Annotated in this window: 21 protein-coding genes, 1 tRNA gene and 1 pseudogene; 14 read left to right on the forward strand and 9 right to left on the reverse strand. The window is 69.8% G+C overall.

The genetic code is table 11. The features are described 5' to 3' along the window. Nucleotides 1-128: 128 nt before the first annotated feature. A pseudogene (recO, locus tag ACWEKR_RS34740) lies at nt 129-854 on the forward strand (DNA repair protein RecO); the annotation flags it as partial. A gap of 265 nt (nt 855-1,119) precedes the next feature. Here recO and ACWEKR_RS34745 read toward each other — a convergent pair. Next, nucleotides 1,120-1,500 carry an Aca2/YdiL-like domain-containing protein gene (locus tag ACWEKR_RS34745; protein WP_159845045.1) on the reverse strand — a complete coding sequence of 127 codons (381 nt, stop codon included), beginning with the start codon at nt 1,498-1,500 and terminating at the stop codon, nt 1,120-1,122. Nucleotides 1,501-1,621: 121 nt separating this feature from the next. On the opposite strand from ACWEKR_RS34745, the gene ACWEKR_RS34750 reads away from it, so the two are divergent. Next, complete coding sequence (locus ACWEKR_RS34750) at nt 1,622-2,437, forward strand: isoprenyl transferase (RefSeq protein WP_452358138.1); 816 nt, start codon at nt 1,622-1,624, stop codon at nt 2,435-2,437. A gap of 14 nt (nt 2,438-2,451) precedes the next feature. Then, nucleotides 2,452-2,862: a YbjN domain-containing protein gene (locus tag ACWEKR_RS34755; RefSeq protein ID WP_195086968.1), complete on the forward strand. Its 411-nt coding sequence runs from the start codon at nt 2,452-2,454 to the stop codon at nt 2,860-2,862. Nucleotides 2,863-2,915: 53 nt separating this feature from the next. Here the strand turns inward: ACWEKR_RS34755 and ACWEKR_RS34760 are convergent, their stop codons facing one another. Next, the gene (locus tag ACWEKR_RS34760; protein WP_452358123.1) at nt 2,916-3,533 is read right to left on the reverse strand and encodes a TetR/AcrR family transcriptional regulator; all 618 of its coding nucleotides are present in this window, start codon (nt 3,531-3,533) and stop codon (nt 2,916-2,918) included. A 102-nt stretch (nt 3,534-3,635) separates the two neighbouring features. On the opposite strand from ACWEKR_RS34760, the gene ACWEKR_RS34765 reads away from it, so the two are divergent. Then, nucleotides 3,636-4,607, forward strand: coding sequence for a hypothetical protein (locus ACWEKR_RS34765; RefSeq protein WP_452358124.1), 972 nt, complete (start codon nt 3,636-3,638; stop codon nt 4,605-4,607). A 76-nt stretch (nt 4,608-4,683) separates the two neighbouring features. On the opposite strand, the gene ACWEKR_RS34770 is transcribed toward ACWEKR_RS34765, so the two are convergent. Both ACWEKR_RS34770 and ACWEKR_RS34775 read right to left on the reverse strand, forming a co-directional pair. Further along, nucleotides 4,684-5,118 carry a Fur family transcriptional regulator gene (locus ACWEKR_RS34770; RefSeq protein WP_452358125.1) on the reverse strand — a complete coding sequence of 145 codons (435 nt, stop codon included), beginning with the start codon at nt 5,116-5,118 and terminating at the stop codon, nt 4,684-4,686. Nucleotides 5,119-5,121: 3 nt separating this feature from the next. Next, nucleotides 5,122-5,472, reverse strand: a complete 351-nt coding sequence (locus tag ACWEKR_RS34775) for an ArsR/SmtB family transcription factor (RefSeq protein WP_039796803.1) — start codon at nt 5,470-5,472, stop codon at nt 5,122-5,124. A 195-nt stretch (nt 5,473-5,667) separates the two neighbouring features. Here ACWEKR_RS34775 and ACWEKR_RS34780 point away from each other — a divergent pair, with 195 nt between their 5' ends. Next, the gene (locus ACWEKR_RS34780) at nt 5,668-7,059 is read left to right on the forward strand and encodes a glycine--tRNA ligase (protein WP_452358126.1); all 1,392 of its coding nucleotides are present in this window, start codon (nt 5,668-5,670) and stop codon (nt 7,057-7,059) included. 51 nt (nt 7,060-7,110) lie between these two features. Here ACWEKR_RS34780 and ACWEKR_RS34785 read toward each other — a convergent pair whose 3' ends face one another. Continuing rightward, a complete protein-coding gene (locus tag ACWEKR_RS34785; RefSeq protein WP_452358127.1) occupies nt 7,111-7,500 on the reverse strand; it encodes a DUF1707 domain-containing protein in 390 nt (129 codons plus the stop codon). Nucleotides 7,501-7,531: 31 nt separating this feature from the next. Beyond that, on the reverse strand, nt 7,532-8,140 hold the full coding sequence (locus ACWEKR_RS34790; protein ID WP_452358128.1) for a TenA family protein: 609 nt from the start codon (nt 8,138-8,140) through the stop codon (nt 7,532-7,534). Nucleotides 8,141-8,210: 70 nt separating this feature from the next. On the opposite strand from ACWEKR_RS34790, the gene ACWEKR_RS34795 reads away from it, so the two are divergent. Next, nucleotides 8,211-9,473 carry a phthiocerol/phthiodiolone dimycocerosyl transferase family protein gene (locus tag ACWEKR_RS34795; RefSeq protein WP_452358129.1) on the forward strand — a complete coding sequence of 421 codons (1,263 nt, stop codon included), beginning with the start codon at nt 8,211-8,213 and terminating at the stop codon, nt 9,471-9,473. Nucleotides 9,474-9,506: 33 nt separating this feature from the next. On the opposite strand, the gene ACWEKR_RS34800 is transcribed toward ACWEKR_RS34795, so the two are convergent. Beyond that, nucleotides 9,507-11,480 (reverse strand): TPM domain-containing protein, encoded by a 1,974-nt coding sequence (locus ACWEKR_RS34800; protein ID WP_452358130.1) that lies wholly within the window; start codon nt 11,478-11,480, stop codon nt 9,507-9,509. Between the two features lie 31 nt (nt 11,481-11,511). Here ACWEKR_RS34800 and ACWEKR_RS34805 point away from each other — a divergent pair, with 31 nt between their 5' ends. From ACWEKR_RS34805 to ACWEKR_RS34815, 3 genes are all read left to right on the forward strand, one after another. Further along, a complete protein-coding gene (locus tag ACWEKR_RS34805; RefSeq protein ID WP_452358131.1) occupies nt 11,512-12,189 on the forward strand; it encodes an MBL fold metallo-hydrolase in 678 nt (225 codons plus the stop codon). Between the two features lie 68 nt (nt 12,190-12,257). Then, on the forward strand, nt 12,258-12,938 hold the full coding sequence (locus tag ACWEKR_RS34810) for a YdcF family protein (protein ID WP_195087269.1): 681 nt from the start codon (nt 12,258-12,260) through the stop codon (nt 12,936-12,938). Nucleotides 12,939-12,944: 6 nt separating this feature from the next. Further along, nucleotides 12,945-14,204, forward strand: coding sequence for a deoxyguanosinetriphosphate triphosphohydrolase (locus tag ACWEKR_RS34815; RefSeq protein ID WP_452358132.1), 1,260 nt, complete (start codon nt 12,945-12,947; stop codon nt 14,202-14,204). Nucleotides 14,205-14,219: 15 nt separating this feature from the next. Here ACWEKR_RS34815 and ACWEKR_RS34820 read toward each other — a convergent pair whose 3' ends face one another. Next, the gene (locus ACWEKR_RS34820; RefSeq protein ID WP_452358133.1) at nt 14,220-14,735 is read right to left on the reverse strand and encodes a hypothetical protein; all 516 of its coding nucleotides are present in this window, start codon (nt 14,733-14,735) and stop codon (nt 14,220-14,222) included. 2,419 nt (nt 14,736-17,154) lie between these two features. Here ACWEKR_RS34820 and ACWEKR_RS34825 point away from each other — a divergent pair. The 4 genes from ACWEKR_RS34825 to dnaG all read left to right on the forward strand — a co-directional run bounded on the left by ACWEKR_RS34825 (nt 17,155) and on the right by dnaG (nt 22,027). After that, nucleotides 17,155-17,730 (forward strand): hypothetical protein, encoded by a 576-nt coding sequence (locus ACWEKR_RS34825; RefSeq protein WP_452358134.1) that lies wholly within the window; start codon nt 17,155-17,157, stop codon nt 17,728-17,730. 342 nt (nt 17,731-18,072) lie between these two features. Continuing rightward, on the forward strand, nt 18,073-19,227 hold the full coding sequence (locus tag ACWEKR_RS34830; RefSeq protein WP_452358135.1) for an FIST signal transduction protein: 1,155 nt from the start codon (nt 18,073-18,075) through the stop codon (nt 19,225-19,227). Then, nucleotides 19,224-19,973 carry a Mut7-C RNAse domain-containing protein gene (locus tag ACWEKR_RS34835; protein WP_452358136.1) on the forward strand — a complete coding sequence of 250 codons (750 nt, stop codon included), beginning with the start codon at nt 19,224-19,226 and terminating at the stop codon, nt 19,971-19,973. The genes ACWEKR_RS34830 and ACWEKR_RS34835 overlap by 4 nt, the downstream gene beginning before the upstream one ends. A 134-nt stretch (nt 19,974-20,107) precedes the next feature. Continuing rightward, a complete protein-coding gene (gene dnaG / locus ACWEKR_RS34840; RefSeq protein WP_452358137.1) occupies nt 20,108-22,027 on the forward strand; it encodes a DNA primase in 1,920 nt (639 codons plus the stop codon). A gap of 33 nt (nt 22,028-22,060) precedes the next feature. Here the strand turns inward: dnaG and ACWEKR_RS34845 are convergent, their stop codons facing one another. Continuing rightward, nucleotides 22,061-22,306 (reverse strand): hypothetical protein, encoded by a 246-nt coding sequence (locus tag ACWEKR_RS34845; protein WP_159845410.1) that lies wholly within the window; start codon nt 22,304-22,306, stop codon nt 22,061-22,063. A gap of 201 nt (nt 22,307-22,507) precedes the next feature. Here ACWEKR_RS34845 and ACWEKR_RS34850 point away from each other — a divergent pair. Next, nucleotides 22,508-22,580: transfer RNA gene (locus ACWEKR_RS34850), tRNA-Asn, on the forward strand. Nucleotides 22,581-23,333 lie beyond the last annotated feature (753 nt).

Consider the following 23,333-nt stretch of genomic DNA (forward strand, 5'->3'; position numbering starts at 1 on the left):
CGTTTGCGCGGCCGCCGCGTACGCGACGAAGGAGCAAGCGGCGGTCGCGCAAACGCGAGCCACAAAGGGGCCGCGAACACCCAGCGCCGAAGGCGCGGGAGAATCGAACACAGCATTAGACTCGGCACGTGCGTTTGTATCGGGACGAGGCGGTTGTGGTGCGCCAGCACAAGCTGGGCGAGGCGGACCGCATCGTCACGCTGCTCACGCGACAGCACGGACTGGTTCGCGCGGTCGCCAAGGGGGTGCGGCGGACCAAGTCGAGGTTCGGCGCCCGGTTGGAGCCGTTCTCCTACATCGACGTGCAGTTGCATCCCGGGCGCACGTTGGACACCGTCACGCAGGTGCACACGATGGAGGCGTTCGCCGCCGACATCATCGACGACTACGGGCGCTACACCACCGCGTGCGCCGTTCTGGAGACCGCCGAACGGCTGGCCGGTGAGGAGCGCGCGCCCGCGCCTCGGCTGCACGCGCTCACCGCGAGCGCCCTGCGCGCCATCGCGGCCAAACAGCGGCCGCACGAACTGATCCTGGACGCGTTCTTGTTGCGCGCCATGGGTTTCGCGGGCTGGGCCCCCGCGTTGGACGAGTGCGCCAAGTGCGCGACACCGGGTCCGCACCGGGCGTTCCATGTCGCGGCCGGCGGCGCGGTGTGTGTGCATTGCCGTCCGCCGGGTGCGGCGACGCCGGCCCCCGGGGTGCTCGACCTGCTGGTCGCGTTGTTGCGCGGGGAGTGGGACCAGGTCGAGGCGACGCCCGAGGCGGTGCGCAGGCAGGCCAGCGGGCTGGTCGCGGCGCACCTGCAGTGGCATCTGGAACGTCAGCTGCGCACCCTGCCGTTGGTCGAGCGATCCAAGGACACGGCCGGACGCACGGTCGCGCCGAGTGGGACTCGAGCACCGCGGCCGCAGGAAGGGACGCGCCCGGACGAGGATCGTACGCAGGCCGCGCCGGGATGGGCGCAGGTAGGGACGCGACCGGGCGATTTCCCTGCGCGGTCAGCGCCGGGACGGGCGCAGGCGGGGCAGCCGCCGGAGGGGATATGGCCGGGCGAGGTCCGTGCGGAGTCGGCGCCGGGACGGGCGAAGGGGCGGCAGCCGCAGGCCGGGCCGCCGCCTACTCCACGAATTGAAGCTCTACCTGGGGCAACTCGTTCATGACTCGGGCGCACACGGCACGGTGCCAGGTGGCCGGATAGCGGGTGTCCGGCTCGTGCTTGCAGTAGTCGTCGTTGGTCCGGTAGGTGTGCAGGCGGGGCGAGATCTCCCCGGCGTCGATGGCGTCGACCATGGCCTCGACCACCTGTTCGGTCTCGTCCGCGATGGCGGCGAGTTCGCGGGCCACGGTGTCGGGGATCTGGAAGGCCCCCTTCTCCCACCGCTCGACGGTGCGCTCCGCGACCGCGAAGAACCGCGCGCACCACGGCACCGGAAGTCCGAGTAGTTCACGAGTGGCCCGGAAACCCGCGGCAGTCGCGGTGCCTGGTAAATCGGTCACGTCCGAGAAACCCCTCCCCAGTATCACGATAGGGAAAAGAATAAGTCACCGGCGCCGGTGGGAACCGTGGAATTCACCAGGAAGGAACACGGCGGTAGGCCGAGGGAAGCGATCAGGCAGGATAGATGCCGTGATCCTCCGCCGAGACTCCGCCACCGCGACCGCGCCCGAGCGCGTGGGCGTCCGCCCGCCCGCGCCGCATCCGTCGGGAGCTCGGCCGCCGCAGCTGCCGCCGGAACTGGTGCCCAACCATGTCGCGCTCGTCATGGACGGCAACGGGCGCTGGGCCCAGGAGCGCGGCTTGCCGCGCACCGCCGGGCACGAGCGCGGCGAGGCGGTGCTGATGGATACCGTCGAGGGCTGTATCGAGATCGGCGTGAAGTGGCTGTCGGCCTACGCGTTCTCCACCGAGAACTGGCGGCGCAGCCCCGAGGAGGTGCGCTTCCTCATGGGCTTCAACCGCGACGTGATCCGCAGGCGCCGGGACGAGATGCACGAGATGGGCGTCCGGGTGCGCTGGGCCGGGCGGCGGCCGCGCTTGTGGCGCAGCGTGATCAAGGAATTGGAGATCGCCGAGGAACTCACCAAGGACAACACCGTGATGACGCTGACCATGTGCGTCAACTACGGGGGTCGCGCCGAGATCGCCGATGCGGCACGGGAGATCGCGCGCCGGGTGGCGGCGGGCGAGATCGATCCGGAGAAGGTCACCGAGGCGACGGTGGCGAAATACCTCGACGAGCCCGACATGCCGGACGTGGACCTGTTCCTGCGCCCTTCGGGCGAGTTCCGCAGCTCGAACTTCCTCCTCTGGCAGTCCGCCTACGCCGAATTCGTCTATCAGGACACGCTTTTCCCCGACTTCGATCGGCGCAACCTGTGGGAGGCCTGCCTCCAGTACGCTTCGCGGGACCGCCGTTTCGGCGGCACCAAGTGAACGGCGGCAGGAACATGGACGCAGCGGTGACTCCGGAGCAGGAACTCCAGGCGCGGGCCGGGGCATGCCTGTCGAGCTACGGCATCGAGGTGCGCGTCGACGCCGACGGGTCGCTGGGCTTCGAGTACGAGGGCGCGCTGTCCTCGCTGCGCGCGGTGAACCTGGCGCCCGGTCTGGACGTGCTGAGCCTCACCTGTGTGCTGGCCTGGGACCGGCCGTTGAAGGCGCAGCTGCACAAGCGCGTCGCCGAACGCAACAACTCGCTGCAATTCGGTTCGCTCACGGTGATCGCCCGCGGTGGGCTCGCCGATGTCATCCTGCGCTACACCTTCCCCGCCGCGGGCCTCGACGACCAGGCCCTCACCACCATGCTGTTGCTCGTGCTGTCCAACGCGAGCCGGGCCAGGCAGGGCCTGCTGCCCTGAGGGTGACGATCACCGGCACAATTACGTGGGGTAACCGTAGAGGTGTGCCCGGGTCAGCCCATGGCCTGACGGTCGGGCTCGCCGTAGGGCAGGAGGGTGCGCACGCCGCGCGCCAGTGTCTCCGGGTCGAGATCGTCGAGGATGAGGTGCTGGAGGATGAATCCCGGCAGCAGTCCGATGATCGCCTTGGCCACGGCATCGATGTCGGCGTCTTCGGGTAGCCAGCCTTTGTCGCGCATGCGTTCGGCGTAGATCACCCAGAGCGCGCGCATCGCGATCATCGTCTCGCGGACCATCACCGCGGCCTGGGGATGCACCAAGGCCAGCGCCCAGGCTTGCGGCGCCAGCCGCACCGGGCCGTCGGGCCCGCTGCGCCGCACCACCTCCTCGGCGATCATGGCGATCAGTTCGGCGGGCGTGGGCAGCGGATCGCGGCCGATCGCCTGGTCCATGGCGACGCGCAGCGACACCGTTGTCTCCGTGGCGAGTGCCGTGATCAGTTCGTCCTTGCTCTTGAAGTAGCGGTAGACCGCACCGGCGGAGAGACCGGATTCCGCGAACACGTCCTGCATGGAGGTCTCGTGGAACCCCGTGCGGGCGAAGCAGCGCCGCGCGGCGTCCAGAATTTGCTGTCTGCGGCGTTCGAGGTGTTCTTCGCTGACTCGGGGCATGCGCCCAAAGTAAAACGAATATTCGTTCTTGACAACTTCCCCGCTCCGGTGCGACGGTATGCGCAACTAAAAGAACGAGCATTCGATTTTTAGGAGATGGCCATGACCACCACGTCGCGGGCGTTCGCTCTCGGTCTCGGCGCCGCCCTGCTCCAGGCGCTGATGCTGATCGCGTTCGCCTGGCCCGCCGCGAACATCGCGCCTCGTGACCTGCCGCTGGCCGTCACCGGCCCGCAGGCCGCGATGGTCACCGGCAAGCTCGCCGAGTACAGCCCCGGCGCCTTCGAGATCACCACGCCCGCGGACGAGGCCGCCGCCCGCGCGGCGATCCAGGACCGGGAGGTGTACGGCGCGATCGTCACCGGCGACGGGCCGCCGCGCGTACTGGTCGCCTCCGGCGCGAGTCCCGCTGTCGCCCAGCAACTCACCCAGATCGGTCAGCAGCTCTCCGGTGCGCCCGCCGCTCGCGTCGAGGACGTGGTGGCCGCCGACTCGGATGACCCCCGTGGCACCGCGTTCGGCGCGATGGTGCTGCCGCTGGTGATGTCCGCCATCGCGGCCGGTGTGCTCCTGGCACTGCTGATCCCGGCGATCGGAGGGCGACTGATCGGACTGACGACCTTCGGCGTCACCGGCGGGCTGCTCGGCATGGCGATCATCCAGGGCTGGATGTCGGTGGTGCCCGGGTCGTACCCGGCGCTCGCGGCGGTCGCCGGGCTGGTGTCGTTCGCGGTGGCGGGCGCGGTCGTCGGGCTCGCCGCCGTGCTCGGGCGGGCCGGTATCGGCATCGCCGCGCTCACCATGCTGCTGATCGGCAACCCGTTCTCGGCGGCGACGTCCGCACCCGAGCTGCTGCCGCAGCCGTGGGGCGCCATCGGGCAGTTGCTGCCCCCCGGTGCGGCCGCGTCGCTGCTGCGTTCGATCGCCTTCTTCGACGGCGCCGCGGCGACCGGACCGCTGGTGGTGCTGCTGGTCTGGGCCGCGGTCGCGCTCGCGCTGCTCGGTGTGGCCGCGCTGCGCGGCCGTCCGGCCGAGACGCGGGCGCCGGCTCCGAGTGCGGTCCCGGTCGGCTGATCGAATCATCTGCGAAGGGCTGTTGTCGGACGACGACGGCCCTTTCGCGCAGCCCGCACGCCGGCAATCGAGCCGATCAGACGTCGCGTCGGCGTGCCGTCCCGCATGTCGTGCAGGTGCCGAACACCTCGAGGGTGTGGCTGATCTCGGTGAAGCCGTGCTCGCTCGCGATCGCCTCGGCCCAGGACTCCACCGTGGGACCCTCCACCTCCACGGTGCGGCCGCAATGCCGGCACACCAGGTGATGGTGGTGGCCGGTGGAGCACTGGCGGTAGACCGACTCGCCGGAGTCGGTGCGCAGCACGTCGACCATGCCCGCGTCGGCCAGCGACTGCAGCGTCCGGTAGACGGTGGTCAGGCCGATGCCCTCGCCGCGCTTGCGCAGTTCGTCGTGTAGGTCCTGGGCGGAGCGGAACTCGTCGATGTCACCGAGCAGCGCGGCGATGGCGCTGCGCTGCCTGGTGCTGCGGATGCCGACCGGTTTATGCGGAACGGTCGTGTTGTCTGGCACGAATCACCCTTCCTCGGCGTGCGCGACGGCGTCGACGACGATGTGCGCCAGGTGGTCGTCGACGAGTTCGTAGAGCACCTCGCGACCCGAACGCTCACCGTGCACGACACCGGCGGCCTTGAGGATACGCAGATGCTGACTGACCAGTGGTTGCGTGACCCCGAGCGCGTCGACCAATTCGTGCACGCACCGCGGTGACTCGCGCAACTGCAGCACGATAGCAATCCGGACGGGCGCAGCCAGCGCCCGCAACAACTCACCCGCGTCCTCCAGTACGGTTCGCGGGGGTACCGGCGCCGGTCCGGGCGACCGATACGGGTTGTGCGGCGGTGCCGCGGCGGTCTCGGCGGTCATGTCACCAACTCCTTAATGGAAAGCATTACCAGTTTGCATATGCACAGGTGCGCATGTCAAACGGGCACGCCGAACCGTGCGGTTGAAACCCATGCGGGGCCTGCCGATAGGCTGGGCACCATCGCAGCGTCGACGCAAAACTATCGTGTCGAGGCAAGTCAAGAATCCGACTCGCAGTGGATGGAGAATTCTCGCGTGGCACCCAAGTCGAAGGTGGACACCGTTGCCAACCTCGCCAAGCGCCGGGGTCTGGTGTACCCGTGCGGTGAGATCTACGGAGGCACCAAGTCGGCATGGGACTACGGGCCGCTGGGCGTCGAGTTCAAGGAGAACATCAAGAAGCAGTGGTGGCGCGCCATGGTCACCAGCCGCGAGGACGTCGTCGGTCTGGACTCCTCGGTGATCCTGCCCCGCCAGGTCTGGGTCGCCTCCGGCCACGTCGGTGTGTTCAACGACCCGCTGGTCGAGTGCCTGCACTGCCATCACCGCTTCCGGCAGGACCACCTGCAGGAGGCGTACGCGCTGAAGAACAAGATCGATGACCCGGACACGGTCTCGATGGAGCTGGTGGCGTGCCCGAACTGCGGCACCGTCGGCCGCTGGACCGAGCCGCGCGACTTCAACATGATGCTCAAGACCTACCTCGGCCCGATCGAGTCCGAGGAGGGCCTGCACTACCTGCGCCCGGAGACCGCCCAGGGCATCTTCGTCAACTTCGCCAACGTGATGACGACCGCGCGGAAGAAGCCGCCCTTCGGCATCGCGCAGATCGGCAAGAGCTTCCGCAACGAGATCACCCCCGGCAACTTCATCTTCCGCACCCGCGAGTTCGAGCAGATGGAGATGGAGTACTTCGTCAAGCCGGGCGAGGACGAGGAGTGGTACAAGTATTGGATCGAGACGCGGTTCTCCTGGTACACCGATCTCGGCATCGCCGCGGACAACCTGCGGCTGTTCGTGCACCCGAAGGACAAGCTCTCGCACTACTCCGCGGGCACCACCGACATCGAGTACCGCTTCGGTTTCCAGGGCAACGAGTGGGGTGAGCTGGAGGGCATCGCCAACCGCACCGACTTCGACCTGAAGACGCACTCCGAGCACTCCGGTACCGAACTGAGCTTCTTCGACCAGAACACCAACGAGCGCTACATCCCGTACGTGATCGAGCCCGCGGCGGGCCTCACCCGCTCGCTGATGGCCTTCCTGGTCGACGCGTACGCCGAGGATGAAGCGCCCAACGCCAAGGGCGGCGTGGACACCCGCACGGTGCTGCGCCTGGATCGCCGTCTCGCGCCGGTGAAGGCGGCGGTGCTGCCGCTCTCGCGCAACGCCGATCTCACGCCGAAGGCGAAAGATCTGGCCGCACAGCTGCGCAAGAACTGGAACGTCGAGTTCGACGACGCGGGCGCGATCGGCCGCCGCTACCGCCGCCAGGACGAGATCGGCACGCCGTTCTGCATCACCGTCGATTTCGAGACGCTCGAAGACCATGCGGTGACGATCCGCGAGCGCGACACGATGACCCAGGAGCGCATCGCGCTGGACAAGGTGGAGGGCTACCTGGCCCAGCACCTGATCGGCGCCTGAGTTCCCCCGGCGACGCCCCGTGGTCGTGCATCGGCCACGGGGCGCTGTCGATCAGCCGCTCTTCTTACGGGTGATGATGCCGATCGTGGTCGGGATCAGCAGCGCCGCACCCCACGGCACCGCGACCCAGAACGGCCAGAAGTAGCCCGCGCCGGTGGCCAGATAGATCGCCACGCACAGCACGTTGACAAAGACCCACGGCGTCCACATGATCATGATCCACTGCGGGATGCCTTTTGCGTCCGTCGACTGCCGATCCCGTTGTGCGGGAAGGTCGGACAGCAACGGCGTCAGCTCGCCATAGGTCTTGGCGGCGTACACCTGTTGCAGCCGGTCGTCGAATTCGGCCAGCGACAGCCTGCCTTCGTTCATCGCGAGGCGCAGCCGGTCGATGATCTTCTCCCGATCGGCGTCGGACGCCCGCACGTGATCCTGACTCACGATGTGAGCGTAGGTCACCCGGCCGTGAGCGTCAGAGCGGAACCTCCCAGAACGCCAGCTCGTGGCCCAAACCCTCGCGGAACAGCGCTTCCGCGCGTGCCGGGTCCGCGCCGGACTCGTCGAGCATCTGCGCGCAGCGGCGGGCCAAGACGGCGAAGCCGGGATCGGCGTAGGTGTCGACCCAGCGGCGGTAGCGCGGTTCGGCGGGCGGCCGCTGCGCCAGCCGCGCGCCGAGCGTGGCGTACCCCCACATGCACGGATACAAGGCGGCGAGCCCTTCGCCGTAGGACGCGGCGGAATCCAGCAGAAACGCCGTATACGCCGCGCACGGACCGCCTTTCACGGCGCCGTCGAGATCGGCGCCGAACTCGGCGGCCAGCGAGCGGTGCAGCGACAGTTCCTCGTGATAGGTGGCGTGCGCGAGGTCGACGAGGTCGCCGAGATGGGCGGCCGGAGCCTGCCAGGCGAGGCGCGCGAATACCCGGACGTAGTCGAGCAGGAACAGGTAATCCTGCTCCAACCAGGATCGGAAGACCGGTTCGGGCAGGGTGCCCGCCGCGATACCCACCACGGTGGGATGGGCGAGCTGGGCCTCCACCGAGGGCAGGCCGATCTTCTCCAAGTGCGCCGCGAGACTCATACCCGCAGTCTTCCGCATCCGTCCGCCCGGTCGGTTTGCACCTGTGCCGGTGGTGCCGCACCCTTGCGGTGTGTTGAGGGATGAGGACGCTCCGATTCGTGCGCTCGCGCCGTCGGAGCAGCGGTTCGTGCGGCACGGCACCTACACGGGCCGGTCGGTGTCGGTACGGGGAGCGCTGGAGGTGACGGCGCTGCGGGAGGCCTTCGCGGCGTTACGGCGAGCGTATCCGGTGATCGGATGCCGAATCGCCGAAGACGTTGCGGGACAGGGATATCTCCTGGCCGCGGACGAGACGGCATGGACTCCGGTTTCGGTGTGCCAGGGTGACGTGGCGGTGATCGGCATTCCCGCCGTGGATCCCGCGGTGCAACTGGCCTATCTGGACGTCGTCGGTTCGGGCGCGAACGAATGGCGGGTCACGTTGTTCGCTCACCACAGCGTCGCCGACGCGGGCTTCTGCGTCGAGCTGCTGTCGCGACTGTGGGACTGCTATACCGGCATCGTCGAACGACAGCCGGTAAACCTTGTGGCACATGATATTCCGCAATCGCTGGAGTGGTATGTCGCGGAACGCGGCATCACCAGGAGCGCGACATCCGGATTCGAGGACGTGACGCAACCGCTTCCGCCGCAGGCGCGCGACGTGCCGCCCGGCAGCGCGCGGCCCGCGTCGAGCACGCTCACCCGTCCGGTGCGCGTGCGGCTGAACCGGGAAGCCACCGCCCGGATCGTCGACCTCGCCCGCAACACCGGCGTGACGATGAACGGCCTGCTCACCGCCGCGCTGCTGCGCGCGTACGCGCGGGAGACCGTCGGTGGCGCGACATCGTTGGGCTGCCTGTACCCGGTGGACCTGCGCACCCGGCTGGAGCCGCCGGTCGCCGCGACGGCGGGCACCAACATGGCCGGGTCCGCTTCCTTCGCGGCGCGGGTGGACCCGGCCGCCAACCCGCTCGAACTGGCACAGCGGATCGCGGCCCGCTTGGCGCGCGACTTGTCCGAAGGCGTCGTGCAGCAGTCCGTCCTGCACTTTCCGGATTACTACGGCGCGAGCAGGATTCATTCGCTGGCCGGGCATATCGCGGTGACGAACACCGGCGTCGTCCCGGTGTTCCGCACGCCCCCCGATATCGAGCTCACCGATTACGAGATCGTCTACGTCTCCGCGCATCCTCGCTCCTCCGCGGGCGCGTCGGCCGCGGTCACGTTTCTCGCCTACACCTTCGCCCACGAACTCGCGGTCGGCGTGCTCGGCGGTGGCGCGCACACCGACGGCCTGCTCGAGGCGGTGCGGGCCGAGCTGACCGCGTTGTCGGCGGCGGGCGGTCGCTGATCCGGAACGCTTGGTGGACGGGTCGAGCCGTCGTCAGAATCGTCCCCCGCGACCGATCCGCCGGGAGCCGGACGAACCACCGTACGAACCGGGGCTCCAGCCGCCGCCCGAGTGCCGGGCGCCGCTCGCCGCGCCGCGCAGAAGCCCTTCGAGCAGGATGCCGCCGAGCACCGCTCCCGTCTGCGCGCCCGCCGACGGAGCCCGCGACGCCTCCCAGGCCCGGACGCTCGCCTGCGCCGCCTGCAGCGCGCGCCCGGCCAGATCCGCTGCCGTCTGCGCGCGCCGCAGTGCGTCGGCGGGGTCGCTCGCGCTCAGCCGCTGCGCCTCGTCGAGATTGCGCTGTGCCTCCGACAGGCGAGTGCGCGCTTCGGCGTCGATGCCGCCCCGCCGCGTGGTGACGTAGTCGGCGGCCGCGCCGATCCGGGCGCGCGCGTCGGTGAGAGCCCGATCGAGCCTGCGTCGCAGGTCCTCGGCGGCGAGTTTGCGGTCGGTGGCGGCCGCGATGGCGCGGTCGAGATCGGCGTCGGCGGTGACCGCGTCGTGGAAGGCGCTCAGCGGATCGGCGTCCGCCGTGGATGTCGCCTTCGCCAGCGCGGCCTGCGCCGCGGTGCGGGCGTACGCCAGCTCCGGGCCGCCGTAGCCGGAGAGCTCGGCGGCGGCGGCGAGGTCGCGGCGCAGCTCGTCCAGCACACCCGGGAGGCTGTCGCGCGCCTGCTGGATCGCAGCCGCGGCGTTGTCCACCGCGTCGAGCAAGGCGCGCGCCTGCCCGATCGCGGCCTCGGCGGAGCGAATCGCGGCGACCGCGCCGCCCTGCTCGCCCACCGGCTCGGCGAGCGCGGACCGTCCCGCGTCGATGCTCTGCTCCGCGAAAGCGATGCGCTCCCGCGCCATCCGCACGTTGTCCTGGATGGGCGCCAGAACGCTCGCGGGATGGGTGGCGGCGAGCCGGCTCAGCTCGGCGTCCGAATCGGGAATCCGGGCGGTGGCGTCGACGACGTCCCTGGTGAGCGCGTCCAGCCGGTTCGCGGCGTCGAGCAGCAGATCGCGCATGGCGTCGAACTCGGTGACCTGTGCGTCCAGGGCGCGGTCGGCGCGTCCGACGGTGCCGATCAAATGGACCAGCAGGGAGCGCTGTTCGTCGGTCGTCTCCGGGATGGCGTCGTCGAGGCGCTGCCGGATGGCGAACGCCTCCGCGGCGGCGGCCCTCGCCTGGTCGAGGGCGGTACGGAAGGGTGCGGTGGCGGCGGTGCCGAACTCGCCGGTGGCCAGGTCGAGTTCCTCGCCGCTGGTGCGGATCGCGTTGTCGATCTCCACCAGCATTTCCCGGGAGCGCGTGTGCAGCGTCTCCAACGGCACCGCGGACAGCGCCTCGGCGTTCTCCGGATCGAGTTGCCGCGCCGCCGCCAGCTCCGCCTCGCTCCGACCGCGCCGCCGTCTGCGCGCGTACCAGACGAGGCCGCCCGCCACCAGGACGACCAGCAGAGCGATCACGAGCAGCGCGCGCACGTTCACCCCACCGCCACGCAGCGCCGCGTCCAGCCCGTCGGCCGTGGCGACCCCCGCGTCGGCCCACCGTCCGTCGCGCAGGGCCGGTTCGACCTTCCCGAGCACGATGTCGTCGAGTTCGGAATCACTGACGCCGCCGGGCAATTCGCCCTCCAGCCAGTACGCGCGGTCATCGGTGGCCACCGCGAGCAGCAGGTCCCGTTCGCCGAAGCCGGACATCGACGCGGTGCGCGCGGACCAGTCCTGCGGAGTGAGTCCGTCGAAGTCGCCCACGTACACCACCCACAGCCGGATCCGCTGGTCGGCGTAGAGCCGGTTCACCGCATCTTGCACTCGATCGCGCTGATTCTCGTCGAGCGCGCCGGCCGTGTCCTCCACATAGGTGTTCATCCGAAGGGGTGGTTCCGCTCCGGCTGTCGGAGCCCCGGCCAGGGCGAACGCGGCCAGCAGGACGCTGATCACGAGCAGGCGAGCCAGGCCGATCCGCTGCGGCAGTGACATGGCACGAATCTAGCTCGCTAGCATCGTCTCCGTGATCACCATCGATCGCCCGTACAGCGGCCACGTGGCACCGGGTTCCAACCCGCAACAGCGCGATGTCCCCGGCGCCCGCATCGTCAAGATGTCGGTCGGCGGCATGGACAACAACTGTTACCTGGTGCAATGCACCGCCACCGGCGCCGCGCTGCTCATCGACGCCGCCAACGAGGCGCCGCGCATCGCGGAACTCGTCGAGCAGGAGACGCCCGGGCAGGTTCAGCTGATCGTCACCACCCATCAGCACCGCGACCACTGGATGGCCCTGCCGGAGACCGCCGCCGCCACCGGCGCCCCCACCGCGGCCCACCCGCTCGACGCCGACCCGCTTCCGGTGCGCCCCGACCGGTTGCTCGCCGATGGCGACCCCGTCACCGTCGGTGAGCTGGTCTTCGAGGTCATCCACCTGCGCGGCCACACGCCGGGTTCGATCGCCCTCGCGCTCACCGACGGAGCAGGCCGCACCCATCTGTTCACCGGCGACTCGCTGTTTCCCGGCGGTGTCGGCCGCACCACCTCCCCGGAGGACTTCGCCTCGCTGTTCGGCGACGTCTCGGCCAAACTCTTCGATCGCTACCCGGACGACGCCGTCGTCTACCCCGGCCACGGCGACGACACCACCCTCGGCGCCGAGCGCGCCGACCTTCCGGCCTGGCAGGAGCGGGGCTGGTAGCCCCCTGGCGGTTACCGGACGAGGCGCGGCGCCGCTACTGGCAGACTTGGGGTGTGGATTTGCCAACGATGCGCACCCGGGCTCTCCCGGCTCCCGACCCCGCCCGGCCACGCGGCTTCGGCGCCGGGTTGCTGCGCTGGACGCGGCGGCTGGTCGTCGGTTCGGTGGTGATGGGCGCGGTGCTGGTCGGCGGGACCGCCTTCCGCGTGTGGCAGGTCGCGCGCATCGATGACTACTCGAAGGCCGACGCGATCGTCGTGCTCGGCGCCGCGCAGTACTCCGGGACGCCGTCCTCGGTCTTCGAAGCGCGACTCGACCAGGCGTACAAGCTGTTCCGGGCCGGTGTCGCGCCGCGGGTCATCACGGTGGGCGGCAAGCAGGAGGGCGATCTGTTCACCGAGGCCGCCTCGGGCAAGAACTATCTGCAGGCGCGCGGGGTGCCCGGCGACAAGATCCTCGCCGTCGAAACCGGTTCGGACACCTTACGCAGTATCGAAGCCGTGGCGACGGCGATGCGGGCGCGGGACATGTCGTCGGCGGTGCTGGTCAGCGATCCGTGGCACTCGCTGCGCACGCGCACCATGGCCCGCGACGAAGGGCTGGCGGCGTGGACCGCCCCCACCAGAACCGGCCCCGCCGTCTACACCCGCGAATCGCAGGCGCACGGCATCGCCCGGGAGACCGGCGCCTTGCTGTGGTACCAGCTCACCCACTTCTCGGCGGACTTCACCTACACGGCGGGACAGTGAGGCCCGGTGAGCGCCCGGTACACCGATCACGACACCGAACGCCTCGTCGTCGAGGGCGCCAAGACCGCGGGGCTCGGGCCGCCGCGCAGTGAGTTCGAGGCCGGTCACCGAACCGAATTCGCGCGCGACCGGGCTCGCGTGCTGCACTCCGCGGCGCTGCGCAGGCTGGCCGACAAAACGCAGGTCATGGGCCCGCGCGAGGCCGACACCCCGCGTACGCGGCTCACCCACTCCCTGGAAGTCGCCCAGATCGGCCGCAGCATCGCCGACGGCCTCGGCTGTGATCCGGACCTGGTCGACCTGGCCGGATTGGCCCATGACATCGGCCACCCGCCCTACGGCCACAACGGCGAGAAAGCCCTCGACACCTTCGCCGACGCCTTCGGCGGGTTCGAAGGCAACGCGCAGAACCTCCGCATCCTCACCCGCCTAGAACCCAAGGTGCTCGAACCCGAAGCCGCGAGCGCGGGCCTCAACCTCACCAGGGCCGCTCTCGACGCGGCGCTCAAATACCCTTGGGGCCGAACGGGTCCGGGCGCCAAGTTCGGCGCCTACGAGGTCGATGCCGAGCGCTTGGAGTGGATCCGCAAGGGCGCGCCGGACCGGCGTCGCAGCCTCGAATGCCAGATCATGGACTGGTCCGACGACGTCGCCTACTCGGTGCACGACGTCGAGGACGGCGTCATCGCGGGCCGGATCGATCTGCGTGCGCTGGCCGACCCCGCCGAACAGGACGCGCTGGCGGCGCTCGGCCAGTTCCAGCACTCGCTGGCCGCCGACGAGCTGATCGCCGCCGCGCAGCGGTTGTCGGAACTGCCGGTGGTCGCGGCGGTGTCCGGATACGACGGCACGTTCACCGCCTCGGTCGCGCTGAAACGCCTCACCAGCGAGCTCGTCGGCCGCTTCGCCACCGCAGCGATCATGGCGACGAGGGAGGTGGCCGGGCCGGAACCGTTGTCCCGGTACGCCGCGGACCTGGAGGTGCCGCGCATCGTCGCCGCCGAGGTGGCGCTGCTCAAGACCGTCGCGTTGCGGTATGTCATGTCCGACCCGGCGCACCGGTTGCGCCAGGCCGCCCAGCGCGAGCGCATCCTCGCTGTCGCCGACCGCTTGCTGTGCACCGCACCACGCACCCTCGATCCCGTGCTGCTGCCGTTCTGGAACGACGCCACCGACGACACGGCTCGCGTGCGCGTCGTGGTGGACCAGATCGCCTCTTACACCGAGAGCCGCCTGGAGCGGGTCGCGGTCGAGCTGAACGTCTAGCCCGCGTCGGCGGCGTCACGCCGAGAGGCCGTCGGAGGACTCCGCTCGGGCCATTTTCACCAGGGCGCCATGCAATTCCTTGGCCGACGCCCCTGCTCGCTCGCCCCGGAGAACCACCTCGGTGAAGCCATCGATCAAGGCCCGGCCGGGATCGAGCAGTCCGAGTCCTACGCCGCCGCCACGCAGCGACTCGTTGATCAACGTCCGCAACGCTTCTTGCCGAGCCCGGAACCCACCGGCGGCGTCCAGCGCCCCCGCGAACTCGCGAGCGACCGCCGTGTACACCGGTCGTTCGGCGGGGCCGCGCCGACGGAAGACCCTGCGCGTCTCCACGGGAGCAGGCGGATGCAAGGCGGCCCGGTCCAGGACGATCCAAATAGCGGACTCGGCGGACTGCTCGGCGGGCCCGCGAGCCGGCCTCGGGCGAGATTCGGCGTCGTCGGTGAGTTCGACTCCGCGCAACGGCATCGGGTATTTCGTGAGCAGCTCATCGAGGGCGGAAGCGATCTCGCGGATCACCTGGACCTCCACGGTCGAGGTATCGAACCCGACGACTTCTAAGCCATGCCGCGCCGAAATCTCCCGCGCGATGCGAAGCGCCTCGGAAGGATCGGGGCCTCCGGTCTGTTCAGGGGCCGCGGGGCGGTGCGCTGTGCCGGTCCGCTCGATGGGTGTGCGGCTGTTCTTCGGGGCGGATGCCGAATCGGTCCGTTGGGCGGATGCGCCGCGTGTGCTGTCGGGCTGCTGCCGAGGTGCGGAGTCGCTCCCGGGCGTCGAGGTCGCGGAGCCTTTGCTGCGGGGGACGGCCTGACCGGGGCGCGCGTGGTCTGTTCCGGGCGAGCGTGTCGAATGCTGCGCCGGGCCGGGACGATCGGGGCCGTCAGCGGGGACCTTTTGCGGCGGAGGTCCGGCTCGGTGTGCGGTAGTGGTGTCATCGATCGGCGTGGGCCGGGGCGGGACGTCGGGTCTTCGGCCGAGCGCGGCAGCGTCGGAACGGCCGGGCGGGGGGATGGGTGCGGATTCGCCCCGTCGGCCGGGTGCGGGGGCAGCCGTGTCGCGGGGCTTTCGGCTGACTTCGGGGTCCGTGCCGCCCGAGGGCCGCGGCGAACTGTCTGTCTTGCCGGTATGCGGGGCGGCGTCCGTCGTCGCAGCGCTCGGTGAGCCGGCCTGGGCATCGGGGGAAGCGTCGATCCAGGAGAAGCGCAGGGCGTCGATCCACGGAGTGGCGGTGGAGCCGGTGGCGGTGCGTCGCCGCGACATGGGTTCATCGGCGGCGTGGGGGAGCCCAGCGCCCGGCGGTCCGGCCGCCCGGTGGTTCGCGGCGCGAGAGTGGGCGACGGGATCGGGATGGGAAGTGGCGTCGGCCTCCGGCGCGGAAACCGGCTTGTCCGCAACGCCCTCTCGCGGGGTAGGTACCGAGTCGTCAGGATTGACCGTCGGGTGCGGGAGGACGGGGGAATCCGGGGGGTCGATCGGCCGGGCAGGCGCACCGATCATCGACGGGACGGATGCACCGAGCATCGGAGTCGGCGCGGAGCCGCCGAGCATCGGAGTTGCCGCGGAGCCGTCCGGGCGATCGGTCCGGAGGACGGACGTGCTGTCCGTCGATGTGGAGTCGGGCTCGTCCGCTATCCGGCGACCTCCCGAGCCCCCTGCGATGCCCACCCGGGCTGGAGGGGGTGGGGTCCGGATCTTCGGCGTGGCGTCGTCCGCTTCGCCGTCGGTGGGGGCGGCTGTGGCGCCCGGCGGGGTGTCGCTGTGCCGGATGGCTTCCGGACGACGCGGGAGCTCGGTCTTCTCCGAGGGCGCGACACGGTTTGCGGTGTCGATCGTCGAACGAGTCTGGGCGCTCGGGAGGAGTGCGGAGTTGCTCTCCGGAGTGGATGCGAGTCCGGGAGCAGTAGCGGTATCTCGCTGAGGCGAGCTTCTCTCAACGGTGCGCACCGCTCCGCCGCGGTGGATACCGCCGCCCTCACGATCGATGTCGTGACGGTCATCGGTCTGCCGCGTCGGCTCGGGCAGGGGCGCGCTGTCAGGCTCGCGGCCGCCGGTATGGGCGGAGGTCGAGTCGTCGGTGAGGTGGGTCCGGCGGATCCGCCCGTTGTCGCTTTCGGGTCCCGGCCGGAGGTCCGCTGGAGGGTCCTTCGGCCTTCGGTCGTCAGCGGTGTCGATGTGGTGGCCCGGTGCGAAGCGGTCGGAATCCGGGGTGCGCGTGGGGTCCGACGAAGGGTTGCTCGTGGGGGCTGAGGTCGACTCTTGGGCGAGTCGGGTCTGGCGGATCGGGTTGGAGTTGCTTGTGGGGCCCGGTTGGGCGACCGTTGGGCGGTCCTTCGGCCTCGGCTCATCCACGGTGTCGGTGTGTTGGTGAGATGTGAAGCGGTCGGAATCCGGGGTGGGCGTGGGGGCGGAGGTCGACTCGTGGGCGAGGCGAGTCTGCCGGATCGGCGCGGAGTTGCTTGCGGGGCCCGGTTCGGCCTCGGCTGGGCGGTCCTTCGGCCTCTGGTCGTCGGTGTTTCGGTGAGGCGTGTGGGTGTCGGCTCCGTTCGGTCGCGGTAAGCGGAGCGCCACGTCCATCTCCGGCACGAACGCGGCTCTCTCGGCAGCGTCGATCCGCGGGCGTCGCGGCCCGCCGTCGGTCCGGTTCCTCGACTGGAAGCCCGCGGTCTCGATGGGCGGGGCGGATAGGCAGGTCGGTTCGGTCGGTCCGGACGGGTCCGGAGAGCCCGCCCGGCGGTGGGACGCGGTGTCGGTGGGTTGGTTCGGTGCAGAGTGCTCGGCGTGATCGGTGCGGCGGGGGGATGCCGTGTCGTCGGGGAGAGCCGTTCGGCGTGATCCGGCGTCGGTGCGTCGGTCGGGGATGGAAAGGTCGGGCGCATCGATCCGGTGGTGGGCAACGTCGGTGCGATGCATCGGTGCGAAGGCTCCGGGAAGATCCGTCGGGCGAACATCGGTGTCGTCGGATCGATCGACGGGTGCGGAGCGGTCCGCGCGGCCCGGCCGCTGGATCAGCGCCGAATCGACGGTGACGGCGGGTGGGCTGGAGCCGTCGGCCATATCCGTGCGCCGGACGGGCGCCGGATCGTCCAAGGCGTCGCTGCGGCCATATACCGATTCGTATTTCGAAGAGCGAGCCGCCGGTGGCCGTAACGGCGCGGACAGTTCGACCGCGGGAACGGCTACCTCGTGCGGCGCGGACGCTCGGACCGGTGCGCTCGGCACCGTCGGGCACGGTCGCACGACGCGCCTGGACCACGGGGTCGCCGAGGTCTTCCGCGCCCACGGGGTGGGCATCGCCTTGCGCTCAGGTGCTTCCGCTGCTTCGGGTGCGCCCTCCGAAGCCGGTATCTCCGCCGCTGCAGTCGAGGTGAAGGCCGCATCGGCACGGTCGAACCCATCATTGACGAGCGCCTCGGCGGAGGCGATGGCTGCCTTCAATTCGCCGACTGTCCGGGAGGCGTCCACGATGAGCCGCTCCAGCGTCGACACGAGCACGCGCAGCTCGCCCGTGTCGATCCGCGACGGCTGACTCACGATGTCTCCCGCCTGTCCTCATCAGGTCGTGCCGCGGTGCGCTGGCCTGCGCCGACTCTCTGATCTCGCGTGACCGAAAGCAAAGTGTGGTTCGGCCATTGTCGCTCAGAACGGCCGGACCTCTCCCGGCTGGGAACACGGTTTGACAGCTCGTGCGCCGCCGAACAGCTATCGAATCGCAACCTGCCCGCCGCTCCGTTGTATCGGCCGTGGCACGGGCAAACCGGGCGGCTACCTCGGCACCTCGCCCGCCAAGGGGTCTTTCCGCATATCGACGACGAAAGATGAAGTGCGGCAGAGGTATTCGCTCCAGCTTCCGATTGGCTACCATGGAAGGGTGCGGATCGGAGTAGGGCTCTCCACCGCGCCCGAAGCGCGGCGAGCGGGCATGGAGGCCGCAGCGTTCGCCCGCGACCAGCTCGCGGGCGAGGCGCCGTCCCTCGCTGTGCTGCTCGCGTCCCGCGCGCACACCGACGACGCCGTGGAAGTGCTGTCCGGTGTCCACCGGACGGTCCGGGTCCCCGCTCTGGTCGGCTGCGTGGCCCAGGCGGTGGTGGCGGGTCGCCGCGAGATCGAGGACGAGCCCGCGGTCGCGGTGTGGCTGGCCACCGGACTGCCCGCCGCCGAGACCTTCCAGTTGGACTTCCTCCGCACGGCCAGTGGCGGGCTGCTCGCCGGTTATCGCTTCGACAAGGCCGCACGCGACTTCCACCTGCTGCTGCCCGACCCCTATTCCTTCCCGGCCGATCTCCTGCTGGAGTACGTGAACACGGATCTGCCCGGCACCATCGTGATGGGCGGATTGGTGAGCGGCGGACGGGGCCCCGAAGGCAGCCGTCTGTTCCGCGACCACGCCGTGGTCACCTCGGGCGCGGTCGGCGTGCGCTTGCCCGGCCTGCACGGCGTGCCGATCGTGTCCCAAGGCTGCCGGCCGATCGGCTACCCCTACACCGTCACCGGCGCGGACGGCACGGTGATCACCGGGTTGGGCGGCTTGCCTCCCATCGAGCGGCTGCGTGAGATCGTCGCCCTGCTGCCACCCGATCAGCAGGAACAGATGGCGCGCGGACTGCAGATCGGCTTCGTCGTCGACGAGCATCTGGCCGAGCCCGGACAGGGCGACTTCCTGATCCGCGGCCTGCTCGGCGCCGACCCTTCCAGCGGCGCGATCGAGGTGGGCGAGGTCGTCGAGGTCGGCACCACCGTCCAATTCCAGGTGCGCGACGCGATCGGCGCGGACCGGGACCTGCGCGCGGCTCTGGCGCGGGCGCGCACCGATCTGGCCGGGCGTCCGGCCGGTGCGTTGCTGTTCACCTGCAACGGACGTGGCCGCCGGATGTTCGGGGTCGCGGATCACGACGCCACCACGATCGAGGACTTGCTCGACGGCATCCCGCTGGCGGGCTTCTTCGCCGCGGGCGAGATCGGCCCCATCGCGGGCCGCAACGCGCTGCACGGGTTCACGGCGTCGATGGCGCTGTTCGTCGAATGACCGTCGTCCTGCGCGTCTATGCCGAGCTGAACGACTTCCTGCGGCCCGGCGAGCGGTACACCGCGCTGCGGCGGCCCTATCGCCCGCACCAGACCGTCAAGGACGTCATCGAGGCCGCCGGCATCCCGCACACCGAGGTCGACCTGGTCCTGGTCGACGGACAACCGGTCGGCTTCGACCACCGTCCGCGCCCCGGCGGGCGGATCACCGCCTATCCCGTCTTCGAGACACTCGACATCGGCCGGGTGACCAGGGTGCGTCCCCACCCCCTGCGTGCGCCGCGGTTCCTCGCGGACGTGAATCTCGGCGGCCTCGCCAAGCTGATGCGTCTACTGGGCCTGGACGTGCACTGCCGGTGGGACGCCGAGGACGCCGAACTCGCCGAGGTGTCGGCGGCCGAGCACCGGATCCTGCTCACCCGTGATCGTGGGCTGCTGAAGCGCCGCAGCGTCACCCACGGCGTCTACATCCGGGCCGACCGGCCGGTCGACCAGGTCGTCGAGGTGATCCGGCGGCTCGATCTCGGCGCGTGCCTGGCGCCGTTCACCCGCTGCCTGCGCTGCGGCGGCGTCGTCGCCGAAGTCGCCAAAGCCGAGGTCGAGGATCGGCTCGAACCGCTCACGCGTCGTCACTACGACACCTTCCGGCAGTGCCGGGAGTGCGGCCGGATCTACTGGCAAGGCTCTCACCAGGCACGGCTGAGCGGCACCGTCGCGGCGATCCGCGCGGAGCTGGATCGCTCCTGATCCCACGGGCGAGCGGATGCCGGCTCGGCGCGGCCCGCGACGTCCGGAGGTCACCCGTCCGGCCGGTTCGGGCGGAACTCGCTGTGCGGAGCCGCCCGGGCGCGTCGGCCCCGCCTTCGCCTAGACTCTCTGCCGTGGCCGGACGACTTCCTGATCGCGATATCGCGGCGATACGCGAGCGCGTCCGGATCGAAGACGTGGTGGGTGAGTACGTCGCGCTCAAGCGCGCCGGAGCCGATTCGATGAAGGGTCTGTGCCCGTTCCACGACGAGAAGTCGCCGTCGTTCCACGTGCGCCCCAACCACGGCCTTTTCCACTGCTTCGGGTGCGGCGAGGGCGGCGACGTGTTCGCCTTCTTGCAGAAGATCGAGCACGTCGGTTTCGTCGAGTCGGTCGAGCAACTGGCCGACCGGATCGGTTACCAGATCAATTACGAAGGCGGCGGCACCTCGGTGCAGCGCGACCGGGGCACCCGGTCCCGGCTGGTCGCGGCGAACGCGGCAGCACACGAGTTCTACATCGCCCAGCTGCGCGAGCCGGAAGCCGAAGCCGCCCGCAAATATCTCACCGATCGCAATTTCGACGCCGCCGCCGCGCACGCTTTCGGCTGCGGGTACGCCCCGGCAGGGTGGGACACGCTCACCAAACACCTGCTTCGCAAGGGTTTCGACTTCAAAGAGCTGGAGGCCGCCGGACTCTCCCGGCAGGGTCAGCGCGGCCCGATCGACCGCTTCCACCGGCGGCTGCTGTGGCCGATCCGGAACCTGTCCGGCGACGTCATCGGCTTCGGCGCCCGCAAGCTCTTCGATGACGACACCATGCCGGGCAAGTACATCAACACGCCGGAGACATTGCTGTACAAGAAGTCTCAGGTGCTGTTCGGTCTGGACCACGCCAAGCGCGAGATCGCCAAGGGCCACCAGGCGGTCGTGGTCGAGGGCTACACCGACGTCATGGCCATGCACCTGGCCGGGGTCAAGACCGCGGTCGCCTCCTGCGGCACCGCCTTCGGCGACGAACACCTCGCCCTGTTGCGCCGCCTGATGATGGACGACAACTTCTGGCGCGGCGAGATCATCTACACCTTCGACGGTGACGCCGCGGGCCAGGCGGCGGCCGTGAAAGCCTTCTCCGGCGATCAGAAACTGGCCGGTCAGACCTACATCGCCATCGCGCCGGACGGGCAGGACCCGTGCGAGCTGCGGCAGCGTTCCGGCGACGCGGCCGTGCGCGATCTGGTCGCCCGGCGAACGCCGCTGTACGAGTTCGTGATCCGCGGCCTGCTCGCCGATCACAATCTGGACACCGCCGAGGGGCAGGTGGAGGCGCTGCGCCGCGCGGTGCCGGTGGTCGCGCAGATCAAGGACAACGCCCTGCGCAAGGCTTATGCCACCAAACTCGCGGGCTGGGTCGGCTGGGACGACATCCAGACCGTCGTGCGCCGCGTCGGCGAGGAAGCCAAGCGCAACCGCAACGGCGGAGGCGGCGCCGGGGCGGTGCGTGCGCCAGCGCCGCGCGAAGTGGTCGCGGAACATCCGGCGGCACGGCCGAATCCGAACGATCCCACGCTCCTGCCGCAACGTCAGGTGCTGGCCGCCGCGCTGCAGTACCCGGCGATGGCAGGCGCCGGTTTCGACGCGCTCGAGGCGGAGGCGTTCACTCACCCCGCCTACGCGGTCCTGCGCACGCTGATCGCCGAGGCGGGTGGTACCGCGGCCGGGCTCGGTGGCGCCGAGTGGGTCAATGCCGTCGCCGACCGCACCGACGACCTGACCATGCGCGCCCTGCTTTCGGAGCTGGCCAACGAGCCGCTACCGGTGAAATCCGAGACCGACATCCCGCGTTTCGTCACCGGGGTGCTGGCGCGCACCCAGGAGGCTTGGGTCGGCAGGCAGATCGCCGAGCTCAAGTCCAAACTCCAGCGGGTTTCCTCGACCGAACAGCCGGAGGCGTACTTCGCCCTCTTCGGCGACCTCGTCGCCCTGGAGCAGTACCGCAAGAGCCTGCTCACCCAGGCGATGGGCAACCACGGGGACTTCGCCACCGGGGCGTGACCTCCGCCGGTGCCTCCGGTCCCGATCGGCAGGTCAGCGGCGCAGTTGGTCGTGCGGCACCAGCACGGTGGTCCGCTCGTCGAGCGGCTCCATCGGTTCCAGGCGCGGGCGAGTGCTGAGTTTGTCCGACAGTTTCTGCCTACCGACGAGCACGAGCTTGCGGGTCACCGGGCTGCCGGTCAGCGCGCGGGTCGCGGCGCTGATCTGTTCGTAGCGAGCCCGCCCGGCCTTGCTGCCGAGTACGTAGCCGGCCGCCACGCCGATGATCAACCGCAGCATCTCGATGTGCTCCTCCCAGTTGCCAGTTCGCCGCTCCATCCTGCCCGACGCCCCATACGCCTGTCGATCCGGACACCCCATTGCCAAGCCCCGTCCCCGCGGACAAGTCAGCAGGTAGCGACACGATTTGGGCTCCCGCCCAGCGATACGCTAGAGTTTCTCCTCGGCCCGCCCGGTAGCAACCGAGCGAGTCGAGGGCAATCCCCTATAGCTCAATTGGCAGAGCAGCCGACTGTTAATCGGCAGGTTTCTGGTTCGAGTCCAGATGGGGGAGCTGTGACCAGGGCGAACGTATCAGTTCGACCCTGGTTTTGTCCGTTTCGGGGGTCGAACGACACGGAACGACACGTTTTCATCCCGCGAGGCGTCCCAGGGCTGCGGTGAAGTCGGGTGCTTTCGGTCGGTTGGTCGATGTAGTGGCGTTTGGTGACGGAGTCGTTGACGTAACCGAGTTGCTGGGCGGCGGCTTGGGGGCCGTATTGGTCGGCGACGAGGGATGCGACGGTCTTGTGGAAGGTCTTGGGGGTGACCCAGGCGAACTTCTCTCCGCGTGCTTGGCGCCACAGCCGGTTGAAGTTGTGGGGGTCCCAGATGCCGCCGTCGCGGTTGGGGAAGACAAGGCCCAGTTCGTTCTCGATCGCCTCTGCTTTGACGCGGCGGAGGGTATCGACGACTGAGGTAGGACGATAGCCGGAGTCGGTCTTGGTCCATTCCTGGCGGATCAGGCCCTTGCCTTGGCGTCGACGCCATAGCTGCGGAGCAGATCCGCCAGCCAGCTGTTGAACCGCTGACCCCGCTGCTGCGGAGCATGTGAGAGAGCCGCTGCATAGCATCGTAAGACGCGCGCAGGTCTCACCTGAGTCGGCGATCGACATGCGGTTGGTGATACAAGGTTGGTCGCGTGCATGGAGTTCGAGCCGCACACAGAACCGATGTCGGCGGAACGTGAAAACTGATCACTGCGCGGCAACTCAAAATGGACCACCTGGTCGGTGACCCTGGCTGATATCCGAGCCAGGGAGGACCG

This window comes from Nocardia sp. NPDC004573 (assembly GCF_053602135.1).